This window comes from Paenibacillus sp. FSL L8-0333, from assembly GCF_037965665.1.
GTDB classification, from domain to species: Bacteria; Bacillota; Bacilli; order Paenibacillales; family Paenibacillaceae; genus Paenibacillus_AQ; species Paenibacillus_AQ odorifer.
Window position 1 is genome coordinate 3,077,700 of the sequence record NZ_CP150186.1, and the last position, 12,465, is coordinate 3,090,164.

Below are 12,465 nucleotides of genomic sequence, written 5' to 3' on the forward strand. Positions count from 1 at the left end.
AGAGGGTATGAATGGTAAGTCTTGATCTTTAAGGTTTTTTCACACATGATGAAGATGATCTAAGATAACTTCTAGGAAAATTATAACATATGATTATAGACGATGGAGAGATAGAATGAAACAGCTTCCGATTATACAGGTGCTTCCTGACCTGAAAAACATACTTAACACTGCGCAGGCAGCAGTACTTATCGCTGAACCGGGTGCAGGCAAAACAACTGGAACGCCTCCGGCGTTTTTGGACGAACCCTGGATGGCGGGTAAAAGCATTTTAATGTTAGAGCCTAGAAGGCTTGCTGCTAGATCTGCCGCCACTTACATGGCATCCTGCCTTGGAGAAAGTGTTGGACAGACGGTAGGTTATCGGATGCGGAATGACACTAAAGTAGGCAAAAATACGCGGATTGTTGTAGTCACTGAAGGAGTATTAACGAGAATGCTGCAAAGCGATCCTTCTTTGGGTGATGTGGGTTTAGTTATTTTTGATGAGTTCCATGAGCGCAGTCTTCATGCGGATTTGGGACTTGCCCTTGCACTGGAAGCACAGGCTGTGTTGCGGGAGGATCTAAGGATTCTTATCATGTCAGCTACCTTGGACAGTGAGCGGGTGTCTGCTTTACTAGGGGATGCGCCTGTAGTAAATTGTCCGGGCAGAACCTATCCTGTAGAAACAATCTATGTGCCAACTACTGGGAATCTTCCACTGGAAAAAACTGCTGCAGCTGCTGTGAGACATGCGCTTGCTGAACAACCCGGAGATATTCTCGTCTTTTTACCGGGGGAAAGAGAAATACGCAGAACTCAAAGTGAGTTGGAAAATGGGAGCTTGCCAGTTCCGGCAATTATTCGCCCTTTATATGGTCAGCTGCCACAAAATATCCAAGATGCAGCCGTGGCTGCATCTGTTCAAGGTGAACGAAAAGTAGTGCTTGCGACTTCTATAGCTGAGACAAGTCTAACGATTGAAGGCGTGCGAACGGTGATTGATACAGGGCAACGCCGTACACAGGTATTCTCACCACGCACAGGAATGCCGAGTCTTACGACGGTCCCGGTATCAAAAGCCTCCGCGGATCAACGGCGGGGACGTGCCGGACGGACAGCCCCAGGCGTGTGCTACAGGCTGTGGAGTCAGGAGGAGCATAATCGACTTCCGGATGACAATGTGCCGGAGATTATGCAGACGGACCTTGCGCAGCTTGCTTTGGAGCTGGCGCTGTGGGGCGTGCGCGATCCTGCCGCGCTATCTTGGCTTGACGCGCCGCCCGCTGCGCCTTATGCGCAGGGCACCGCGCTGCTGCGCCAGCTCGGCGCGCTGGACGCCGGCGGCGCCATTACGCCGCACGGCCACAGCATGGCCGCGCTTGGCGCGCACCCGCGAGCCGCGCATATGCTGCTGCGCGCGGCAGAGCTTGGCGCAGCACCGCTCGCCTGCCGGCTGGCGGCGCTGCTGCAAGAGCGGGACCTTTTCAAGGGTCCCGCGGCCCTAGATTGCGACCTCACGCTCCGCGTTGAGGCGCTGCTCCGGTTCGAGCGCTCCGCTGATAGCGGCGGAGCGGACCCGGCGGCTCTGCGCGCTGTGCAGCGCGAGAGCCGCCTTTTCCTGGCGCAGCTGCAAGCCGCGCCGGGCGAGAACGTGAACGACATCAGCCGCTGCGGGCTGCTTCTGTCGTTCGCCTATCCCGACCGGATCGGGCAGAAACGCGGCGATGGCGCGTTTCTGCTCTCCTCCGGTCGGGGGGCGGCCATGCGGGAAGGACAACCGCTGGCCCGGTCACCTTATATCGTAGCTGCTTCGATCGATGATCGCGCTACACAGGGCGCAATTATGCTGGCAGCTGAGATAGAAGAAAGACAACTGCTTACCTATCATGCAGACCGCATCACCGAGGAAGCGGATGTGTATTGGGATAAAGAAAGTGGGAGTGTGAAAAAACGTCGTCGCACAATGCTCGGCGCGTTGGTCTTAAAAGAAACTTCACATGAAAGACCCTCCGCGGAAGAAACAGCAAATGTACTGTTAAGTGTCATCGCTACTGATGGCATTGAAATACTACCGTGGGAGAAGGGAACCTTACAGCTTCGCGAACGTTTGATGTTTATGCATACCTTACGTTCAGATTGGCCGGATGTCTCAGATGTTGCTTTAATTGCTACTTTGGATGAATGGCTTTTGCCATATCTTCAGGGTATGAGGAACCTCCGCGACCTTCAGCGTGTACCGTTAGCGCGAGCGCTTGAGGGGATATTGGACTGGAATCAGAGGCAGATGCTGGAAAAGGAAGCACCTACACATATATCTGTTCCTAGTGGCTCGCGTGTGCCCGTAGATTATACTAATCCTGCTGCCCCGGTATTGGCAGTAAGATTGCAAGAGATGTTTGGACAGCTGGACACACCTCGAATTGGAGGGGGAAAGGTGCCGGTATTGCTTCATCTTTTGTCACCAGCTAGACGACCTGTGCAGGTAACCTCTGATCTAGCAAGTTTTTGGCGGGGGACCTATTTTGAGGTCAAAAAAGATCTGAAAGGACGGTACCCGAAGCACTATTGGCCAGATGACCCATTACAGGCTATTCCGACTAATCGTACACGTCCCGTAAAATAATTTATGGTACATATGCTCTTGAAATTTTTCCTTAGATGTTTGGTCTCCCGTTTAAAGGGTAATTACTAGCGAAGACAATTACTAAGGAGGGCTTCAAGTGACTAAAAAAATCGTAGGTATTTTCGACACAGAACAAGAAGCAACCAGAGCAATTGAAGGACTTCACAATCAAGGATTTAGTAATGATGAAATATCAGTAATCACACGTGATCGTGATGAGCTTAGAAACATCTCAGAGGATACAGGCACAAAAGCTCCAGAAGGAGTAGCAACAGGCGCTGCTACAGGTGGTGTAGTTGGCGGCGTTGCCGGACTATTAGCAGGGATCGGAGCATTGGCGATTCCGGGGATTGGACCGATCCTGGCGGCAGGGCCTATAGTTGCTACCCTTACAGGTGCAGCAGTTGGTGCAGGCGCAGGTGGATTAGTAGGTGGCTTGATCGGACTCGGTATTCCTGAGGATGAGGCTAAAGAGTACGAAGGGTATGTGGAAAGCGGCAAAATCCTTGTACTAGTCGATGATAATGGACGCGGCTATCAAGCGCATGATGTGTTCCGCGGCAACCGTTCGCTGAATACTCAGCGTTACGAAGGCGTCTATAACGAAGACACTAGATTAGGAAATTCGATGGCTAACAGAGCGGATCGGACGGCTGAAGTCTACAACCGCGATAAAATATAATCATTATAATAACCTGCTTTAAAAGCGGTAAAAGGTTACAAGGAGCGATTCTCCGATTAATGGAGAATCGCTCCTTTGCGTTTTTAGTCCATCGCGTCTCATGGAATCACCCATAACTCATCCACTTTTGAGGCATAGGGACCCAGAGGACGCTATTGGCTAATTTTTAGCCTTTGCAGCAGGATTTCGGACTCCATGGACGCTATTCTATAGAATGAGGCTCTTATTTGCTGTTTTTTTTGCCAATAGCTGCAATGGGGTCCGATAGGGCTCCAAATATTGAATAATATTGCGTTTAAGGTCCCCTGTGTCCTTTGCTAATACGTACCTGCATCGTTTCGGAGTGTCCCTATGCTGCTACGCCACGTGCTGTCTTTGTACTGCTACGTACACGCCCGATCACTGTGTCCTTTCCCACTACGTACCTGCATCGTTTCGGAGTGTCCTTATGCTGCTACGCACGTGCTGTCCTTGTATTGCTACGTAAGCGCACCCGGTCACGTGTCCTTATGCTACAGAGTATTCGCATCGGATTGCAACTCCGAACGTGCCCCATTTCGCAGTGTCCCTATACTGCTACGCACGTGCTGTCATTGTACTGCTATGTATGCGTACCCGATCACTGTGTCCTTATGCTGGAGGTGCATCGTTCCGCTGTGTCCTAATGCTGTTACGTACATGCAGGGTTCCCTAGAGTCCTTATGCTGCTACGCACGTGTTGTCTTTGTACTGCTATGTATGCGCACCCGATCACTGTGTCCTTTTGCTATACATACGTGCATCGTTCCACTGTGTCCTTATATTGCTACGTAAGCGCACCCGGACTCTGTGTCCTTATCCTACTGAGCATACGCCCCCGGTTTGCAGCTACGAAATCGCCCCGTTCCGCAGCGTCCTTATGGTTGCTAAGCATATGCCCCGTTCCGCAGTGTCCATATGTGCTGCTACGTGCACGATCTTAATCAAGGATACGAAGCATGCGGACGAAAGAATCAGCTGCTACGGATAACCTCATATCGCGATGGATTGCGAATCCTATATTCCGGGGTGGAGGCGGATCATCTAATTGCAGCTCGAAAAGTTCTCCTTTTTGAATCTCCTCAATTACAAAAGAACGGCTAATAAACGCTACCCCGTAACCAAGTCTTGCGAATTCAGAGAGTAAATCGATGCTGCCCAGCTCTATATCTGGTTTAACGGACAAACCCTTACCAGCAAACCAATAATCAACAAACAGTCTGGTACTGCTTTCTGGGGATAATAAAATAAAAGGTAACTCTGCAAGTTCTTTCGCCGTAAGCGAACGGTTTGCCAGTTGCTGAAAGGCTCGTCCCACTACAAAACAATCTTCAAGGGTGGCAAGCGTCTGAATATTTAATTGTGGATCGTCAATAGGCATATGGACGAGCGCACAGTCTATTTCGCCTTCTTTCAAACGTTTGGTGATCTCATGCGTTTTTCCGTGTGATAGCCGAATTCGTATACCGGGATATTGTTTGTGGAATGCGTTCAATTGTGGAAGCAATAGATTTTTAATAAGGGAATCACTCGCTCCAATCCGAACTTCTCCTTCGTTTAACTGCTTTAGATTGTGAAGATGCTTTTGTGCAGAATCCAGCATGACTAAAGAGGGCTCAACATATTCCAATAACGCCAGTCCTTCCTCAGTTAGCTCTACACCTTTAGATAAACGATGAAATAATTTGAGTCCTAAAGAATCCTCCATTTGTTTAATGGCATAACTTACGGATGGCTGTGTAATATGCAATTCATTTGCAGCCTTTGTTAGATTTTTGTAACGAGCCGTATATAAAAAAATGCGATACCATTCAAGATTAAAGAATTTGATATAGATCACCTCTATGACAGTCTATTGAAAATGTGATTTCATTAATTGCAACAATCTTATTATAATTTGGATAGATAAATAATAAAAGAGTCGGCAATGGAGGTTTGAATATTATGGCAGGTAACACATTTGGGGAAGTATTTAAGATTACTACCTTTGGAGAGTCACATGGTGCAGCGGTTGGGGTCATAGTGGATGGAGTTACACCTAATGTTGAAATTGATGAAGCATATATCCAGAAACAGATGGATAGAAGGAAACCAGGCCAGTCCTCAGTAACTTCACCGCGTAAGGAATATGATGTTGTGCAAATACAATCAGGAGTATTCGAAGGGAAAACAACCGGAACTCCACTCTTTGTGGTCCTGTACAACAAAGATATGAAACCGGAGGCCTATAACGATATTCAGCATTCATTTAGACCCGGCCATGCGGATTATACTTTTTTGCAGAAATACGGAATTCGCGATCATAGAGGCAGTGGGCGGGCATCAGGTAGGGAAACAGCGGCAAGAGTAGCTGGCGGAGCGATCGCTCGGAAACTGCTTGAAAGAAGAGGAGTTGAGGTACTGGCCTACACGCAAGAGGTCGGAGGGATTAAGTGCCAAACCTTTGATGAAGATGTCATTGAACAAAATGCAGTCCGCGCCTGTGATGCTAAGGCAGGAGCTGAAATGATTAAAAAAATTGAACACTTAGCTTCGATTGGAGACAGCTGTGGAGGTATTGTGGAGTGTCGGATTAGAGGGGTTATTCCGGGTCTTGGAGAACCCGTATTTGATAAATTGGATGCAGAGTTAGCTAAAGCGATGTTATCTATCGGTGCTGTAAAGGGAATAGAGTTTGGAGCTGGATTCGAAGCGGCCTCTATGCTTGGAAGTGAACATAATGACGCGATGAATAAGGATGGATTTCTTAGTAACCATTCCGGTGGGATTATAGGCGGAATTAGCACAGGAGAAGAAATTATTTTTCGAATAAGTGTAAAACCTACATCATCGATTTCTGTTACTCAACAGACCATAAACACGAATGGTGAAGAAGTAGAGATTAAAACGGAGGGCAGACATGATCCATGTATCTGTCCGAGAATCGTGCCGGTTGTTGAAGCAATGGCTTGCTTGGTATTGGAAGATCTTTATAAAAGACAAGCTGCTATTTTTGGATAAAAACACTTTATGATAATGATTCAACTCAAAGATTGCACCTCTTAGCATGCTGTGAGGTGCAGTCTTTTTTGCATATGTGGTATCATATGGATAATCATTCAAATTATGCTTTAACTCTAAATATGCCATAAGATACGGTACAGCAAAAAGGAGGGAATAGATGAAAATCTTTGTTGCAGGTGCTGCAGGTGTGATTGGACGGTTATTGCTTCCTAAGTTACTTCAAGCGGGGCATGAGGTTATCGGTCTGACCCATAAAGAAGAAAACAAAACAATCCTTGAGAGCATTGGGGCACAAGCGGTAATCGCGGATGTGTATGAGCGTGAGTCTATATTTGCGGCTATTCGCGCAGCTCAACCTGAAGTGGTGATTCATCAGCTGACTTCACTAAGTCAGCGGAATTTTGCAGATAATTCAAGGATAAGAATAGAAGGAACACGAAATATTGTCGATGCTTCATTGGCATCCGGGGTTGAACAGATCATTGCCCAAAGTATCTCTTGGGCATATGAAGCTGGTGAGGGACCTGCCACGGAGAATACTCCATTAGATACTAATGCTTCTGAATCACGGATGAGAACCATTGAGGGTATCCGCTCCCTTGAAAAAGCAGTCGCTGAGATTCCTAATCATGTGATTTTGCGGTACGGAATGTTGTACGGCCAAGGGACTTGGTATGATTCTGCAGGATTAATGACAGAAGAAATTCGGCATGGAAGACTGACAGCAACAGAAGCAGTTACGTCATTCCTTCATGTGGAGGATGCAGCTAACGCGGCGGCGCTTGCTCTGAACTGGCCTTCTGGTCCAGTCAATATTGTGGACAATGAACCTGCGCGAGGAATAGATTGGATGCTTGTTTTTTCAGAACTCTTGGGAGCTCCTGGACCTGCTTCGCAAATGGGCAGAGAAGGCTGGGAACGGGGGGCGTCCAATACAAAAGCTCGAATGGATTACGGATGGAGCCCATCTTACCCGTCATGGAGGTCAGGTTTTGCTCAGAGCTTGAAGGGTTAGAGAGATGAATCCTTACATGTAGAAGGAGAGATGACATGAGTAAATTAAAGAATTTTTCTTTAGTAGTCGTGAATTTAATTGCTGATCTATGGTTTGGAATTGTTCGAAAACCAGAGTTTTATGATAAGCACGCCGTTACTAGAACAAAGAAAGGGTATGTCCTGTTTGTAACTATGGCAGGCATTCTCGCAGTGGGTTCTGCTTTTTGGTTATGCTCGAGAATATATTAGAAAAAAGACTGCCAATTGGCGGTCTTTTTTTTAGATATTGGACGTCAGAAAGCTACAATGTTATGTTAGTATTTAATAGATGGTTAAAAATTGAATTTTTTAAAAACAGGAAGGTTCCAATGAATTCTCCTACACCGAACCAACGTGGGCTCACTTATTCTCAACAATCTATAATTGCCTCACGAGTCACCATTCCAAAGCAGGCTCCTTATTATGTTCAGCGCATAAGATTAATGTCCAAACTCATGGATGAAAACCGTGCTAAAGTAACGCTTATTGCCGCCTCAGCTGGATTTGGAAAAACGACACTTGCGGCTGAATGGGCTCGCACTCATTCCGATGAGGTTGCATGGTTGTCACTGGAACTTGCAGATAACCATCTTGTACGGTTCTGGTTAAGTTTGCATACCGCAATTGAGAGAATCTTTCAGCCCTATGCTAATCGTTGAGGTTAAAAACCGGGTACAAGCCGTTTCTAAAATAAAAGAAAAGCATTTGCTTTAAATCGGCAAAAGATTAATATAACAGTTTATTACCAAACATTTACTTTAAGAAGTGATACTATGGAATACAGAAGGTGATAGGACTAGCGAGGAGGAAATGTAAATGCAATTAATGGCATGGTCTGAATACGAGATTTCATATGACTTAAATAATGATTATTCTATTCGTATGGCAGACTCGGAAGAATGGGGACTGTACTGTTCCATTTATTATAATATGCAATATAATGGTTTTTTTAAAGAAGAAGGGTTCAATTCTGCCCAAAGAAACGCTTTTTGGATCTATAGAGGGGAGTCAAAAATAGGTGGAGTAAGGATGTCGCCTAATCGGATATATCATTTATTTGTTATTCCACCTTTTAACGATACATTTGTGGTGCTGAAGCTATTAAAAGAGCTTTTGATTTATTGGTCAGATAGCACAAAACCTATAAAAACCTTCGAGGTTCTGCCAGACCAGGTTCAATTATATGCGCGGGCAGGGTTTTGGCCTGATGAGTTCAGATGCCGTTGGATGCACCGTCCTACAGATCATTTTGAGGTCGAATGGAACGAAGAGTTAAGGATTGAAAGTCCTCAGATCGAAGATAATGGTATGGGCGCTAAACGATTTATTCTTGAAGAGCAGATCGCCGAATGTAACTATGCGAGCTTTGATGGAAGTCTTGAGGCAACAAGAAGAAAGAAATTCTCTTATGAAGATTTTATCCCAAGTGAAGAACCTAATTATACAAATGAAGTATTACTTACAGCGTCCACGCTTGTGTATGATAAGAAATCGGGACAGCTAATTGCGAATTGTCTCTTGGGTTTACAAGATGATTACGCAGCAGTTTACAGTATTGGTGTAATACCTGCTTACAGAGGAAAAGGGATTGCTACACGGATGTTGAAAAGAGGACTTAATCTCCTGAAAGATAAGTATCCGATCCTAAGGTTATATGTCATGGAAGGTAATGACGCGGAGTCTGTTTATTTAAATCTAGGATTTGTCCCTGGAGTACAAGAGATACAGAGTATGTATATTCCTATGCACGATTAAGAAAGGCTGCCATGTGGCAGCCTTTCTTTTCGTTAACTAGGCATGAGAGGTAATAGGAAACATGAAATGTTGAGGGAGTTCTTTTAATAGCGGACGTATAAATAAGGTATCTTCACTTTGGAAAATTAATTCTGCCTTAACTTGATCGATTGGATAATCTGGTGTGAAATAAAAATGTATAACCTCAGTTTCTGGAGAAATAATGCTTTTCAATACTGTGTTGATATCAAAACTTGTTGTACTGATAATATCAAAAATATGAAGCTGATGATCCTCATGTTTAAAGATCACAATAACGTCAGCCTCTACAATATAATAAAAGGAATCATGAAAAGGAAGAATAAAATAAAACAGCAGCTGATGTTCATTATTTATCACACTTAGCGCGGAGGATACCGGTGTTCTTTTGACTGCAAAATTTTTGATCATGCTAAAATCAACGGGGTTACCTATAGATAAAGGCCGCACAGAGTAGGTTGTAGTTGGCTGATTGCTAAGATGAGCAACGTTAAGTGAAAAGCTGCTTTCTTGCATGCGTTCAAACCCGAATTTAGGATAAAAATCCAAAGCGCGCTCATTAGCAAATAAGTAGAGGAAGTCGTATTCATGTTCGTACTTAGCGATAATGTGGTCTATTAATTTTCTGGATAAACCTTGCATACGATAATCAGGATGCGTCATCACCGTCCCAATTTGGATGGCGTTGTATTCTTTTTTGTTGATGAGAATAGTCATTTTATTAATAGATGCATTCGCAATGACGTGATCTTCATCGATAAAGGAATAACAAATATATTTGTCATTCCAGCCCCCTTGTTCATACCAAGGTTTAAAATCAATACCAAAGATTGATTGGGCTAAAGAATTGAAGCTAAGCTTATATTTATGGATGTGTTTATAATCGCTAATCAATTGATATTCATTCATAGTATATACCTCTATTTCAGATGATTTCGGGAATCGCATTTTATGAATATATAATACTATGCTTTTTAACCGTAAAGTTGATTTTAAAAATACTATACCAATATAATCCTGTAGATGTGTTATCATAATCTCTAAATTATTAAACTCGGAGGTACAAGATGAGAGAGGTAGATTACACTCATTATTTTTGGCAGGATGAGAAAATAAGACTAAGATCCGTTCAGGAAGAGGATTGGGAAGGTCATTACATCAATCGTTTCGATACCCCTGCGCGGCGACTTTTAGAGTGTACTGTTGAACTACCACCTACCATAGCTGAATCCCGAAAATTTGTAGATACATTTGCAGAATTCTCATCACAGAGGCTGATGTTTACGATCGAGAATCTAAATGGCGAATATGTGGGTGGAGTAAATCTTAATAGCATAGACGAGAAAAATGGTACGTTCAGTATAGGCGTGCAAGTGGATAGAGATCATCGAGGTAAGGGGTATGGGACAAGAGCTATCAACATCCTGTTGAAGTATGCTTTTTTGGAGCTAAGACTCAACAAGTTTAACGAATGTGCGCTCGAAGGTAACGAACCCTCAGCAGCTATGCTCAGAAAAGTGGGCTGTGTCCAAGAAGGCGTGCGCCGGAAAGTAATTTATACAAATGGACAGTATTTAGACTTACTGTTGTTTGGATTGACGAAGGATGAATTTATGGAGAAAAACGCTATGAAATAGTGATTAGGAGAGGCTACTTGGAATGCGATTCTTCAATAACTGGAGGATCGCTTTTTTGCGTTTCGTTTTGTGGATCGATGTTCTATTGAAGCTTGCGGACTCAGAAGACGTTATTTGCAAATATTTAGCTATTTGAGAGTAGTATCGGACTCCAGTGCAGCTATTCCTCTAGTTTAGCTGTATATATGTTACTTTTTATGCCAATAGTGCCCATGGGGTCCGATAGGACAGCAAAAGTGGGTAAAAGTAGCAAATAGAGTCAATGGAGTCCGATAGTAGCTCGAACGAGCAAAACTGACCAAATCAAACATTAAATGGGAGGGGAGCGTGCTGAAGCATGTGGATTCAGATAGAGTTTGGTTCGCGGAGAAGCTTGCCGAACTAAATAGAGTTTGGTTCTCGCTGAAGCTTTCGGACCCAGAAGACGCTATTTGCAAATATTAAGCTTTTTCAGAGTAGTATCGGACACCAGTGCAGCTATTCCCCAAGAATAGCTGTATATATGTTACTTTTTATGCCAATAGCGTCCATGGGGTCCGATAGCACACCAAAAGTGGGGAAAAGCAGCAAATAGAGTCAATGGGGTCCGATAGTAGCTCGAACGAGCAACTGATCAAACCAAACGGATCAAACTAAACAAAGAATGGGAGGGGAGAGTGCAGAAGCATGTGGATTCAGATGGAGTTTGTTTCGTGCAGAAGTATGTGGGCTCAGATGGAGTTTATTTTGTGCTGAAGTTTGTGGTTCCAGATAGAGTTTGGTTTGCGCAGAAACATTCGGACTCAGAAGACGCTATTTGCAAATATTAAGCTTTTTCAGAGTAGTTTCGGACTCCAGTGCAGCTATTCCCCAAGAATAGCTGTATAAATGTTACTTTTTATGCCAATAGAGCCCATGGGGTCCGATAGCACACCAAAAGTGGGGAAAAGCGGCGAATAGAGTCAACTGGGTCCGATAGTGGCTCGAACGAGCAAACTTGAACAAACTAAACTGATCAAACCAAACAAAGAATGGGAGGGGGGGCGTGCTGAAGTATGCGGACCTACTTCTTCGAGGAATCATTCAACGCAATCAACGATGTACAGCCATTTATTCCGTACTTTCATCATATGAAAAATGCACAATAGAAGACCAGAAAAAACTACACTCTCCCTGCTCACATCCACATAAATCATTCTACATACCACCAAATCTCTATAAACAACGGAATAAGTGAACCCTCTATTAAATTTCAGGTTGTGAAAGTTGGAAAATAGTGCTTATACTAGAGTAATAGAAGGAAAGATTAGCCAACAACATTTACAACATGAGGAGGGTTTATATGGCGTTTATGATTGCTCAACGAGCGTTTATCAAGGTGTATCTTATAACAATGGTAGAACAACACCGCGGTTACGGATATCAAATGCTGGAGGATTTACGTCGGGATTTCAAAGCCCATGGTTATTCCCCTCCACAGAGTGAAATCTATCGCGCCCTGCATGAGCTGGTGCAGCAAGGGATTTTATATCGTACCAAGCAGCTGAAAGGCAATGACCCTAAAGTGGATTTTCAAGAAATCGTACTTTACCATTTCACTTCAGATGGAGAAGAGAAAGCAAAGTTATATAAAAAGCAGGTAAAGACAGATCTTGACCGCTGCTTAGGCATTTTGAATAAAGCTGTTGTGGACAACTATTAGAACTGCAACTATAGTAATATTTTCAGGA

11 protein-coding genes are annotated in these 12,465 nt (G+C 44.2%); 9 read left to right on the top strand and 2 right to left on the bottom strand.

Annotated features, from left to right (window positions below; all coding sequences use genetic code 11):
* Nucleotides 1-115 precede the first annotated feature (115 nt).
* Nucleotides 116-2,608: an ATP-dependent helicase HrpB gene (gene hrpB / locus NYE72_RS13710; protein ID WP_339211931.1), complete on the top strand. Its 2,493-nt coding sequence runs from the start codon at nt 116-118 to the stop codon at nt 2,606-2,608.
* Nucleotides 2,609-2,705: 97 nt separating this feature from the next.
* Nucleotides 2,706-3,290, top strand: coding sequence for a general stress protein (locus NYE72_RS13715; protein ID WP_051491471.1), 585 nt, complete (start codon nt 2,706-2,708; stop codon nt 3,288-3,290).
* Between the two features lie 958 nt (nt 3,291-4,248).
* Here NYE72_RS13715 and NYE72_RS13720 read toward each other — a convergent pair.
* Complete coding sequence (locus tag NYE72_RS13720; protein WP_036686733.1) at nt 4,249-5,139, bottom strand: LysR family transcriptional regulator; 891 nt, start codon at nt 5,137-5,139, stop codon at nt 4,249-4,251.
* 113 nt (nt 5,140-5,252) lie between these two features.
* Here NYE72_RS13720 and aroC point away from each other — a divergent pair, with 113 nt between their 5' ends.
* The 5 genes from aroC to NYE72_RS13745 all read left to right on the top strand — a co-directional run bounded on the left by aroC (nt 5,253) and on the right by NYE72_RS13745 (nt 9,101).
* Nucleotides 5,253-6,308 carry a chorismate synthase gene (aroC, locus tag NYE72_RS13725; protein WP_036686655.1) on the top strand — a complete coding sequence of 352 codons (1,056 nt, stop codon included), beginning with the start codon at nt 5,253-5,255 and terminating at the stop codon, nt 6,306-6,308.
* 160 nt (nt 6,309-6,468) lie between these two features.
* On the top strand, nt 6,469-7,326 hold the full coding sequence (locus NYE72_RS13730; protein WP_339211934.1) for an NAD(P)-dependent oxidoreductase: 858 nt from the start codon (nt 6,469-6,471) through the stop codon (nt 7,324-7,326).
* Nucleotides 7,327-7,361: 35 nt separating this feature from the next.
* Nucleotides 7,362-7,556: a hypothetical protein gene (locus tag NYE72_RS13735; RefSeq protein WP_036686658.1), complete on the top strand. Its 195-nt coding sequence runs from the start codon at nt 7,362-7,364 to the stop codon at nt 7,554-7,556.
* 119 nt (nt 7,557-7,675) lie between these two features.
* Nucleotides 7,676-8,005 (top strand): hypothetical protein, encoded by a 330-nt coding sequence (locus tag NYE72_RS13740; RefSeq protein WP_339211935.1) that lies wholly within the window; start codon nt 7,676-7,678, stop codon nt 8,003-8,005.
* Nucleotides 8,006-8,162: 157 nt separating this feature from the next.
* Entirely contained in the window at nt 8,163-9,101 is a 939-nt protein-coding gene (locus NYE72_RS13745; RefSeq protein WP_076101793.1) for a GNAT family N-acetyltransferase, read from the top strand.
* A 36-nt stretch (nt 9,102-9,137) separates the two neighbouring features.
* On the opposite strand, the gene NYE72_RS13750 is transcribed toward NYE72_RS13745, so the two are convergent.
* On the bottom strand, nt 9,138-10,028 hold the full coding sequence (locus tag NYE72_RS13750) for a GNAT family N-acetyltransferase (RefSeq protein ID WP_339211936.1): 891 nt from the start codon (nt 10,026-10,028) through the stop codon (nt 9,138-9,140).
* A gap of 158 nt (nt 10,029-10,186) precedes the next feature.
* On the opposite strand from NYE72_RS13750, the gene NYE72_RS13755 reads away from it, so the two are divergent.
* Both NYE72_RS13755 and NYE72_RS13760 read left to right on the top strand, forming a co-directional pair.
* The gene (locus tag NYE72_RS13755; protein WP_076273400.1) at nt 10,187-10,756 is read left to right on the top strand and encodes a GNAT family protein; all 570 of its coding nucleotides are present in this window, start codon (nt 10,187-10,189) and stop codon (nt 10,754-10,756) included.
* A 1,321-nt stretch (nt 10,757-12,077) separates the two neighbouring features.
* Nucleotides 12,078-12,437 carry a helix-turn-helix transcriptional regulator gene (locus NYE72_RS13760; protein WP_036686667.1) on the top strand — a complete coding sequence of 120 codons (360 nt, stop codon included), beginning with the start codon at nt 12,078-12,080 and terminating at the stop codon, nt 12,435-12,437.
* The last annotated feature ends 28 nt before the right edge of the window (nt 12,438-12,465 follow it).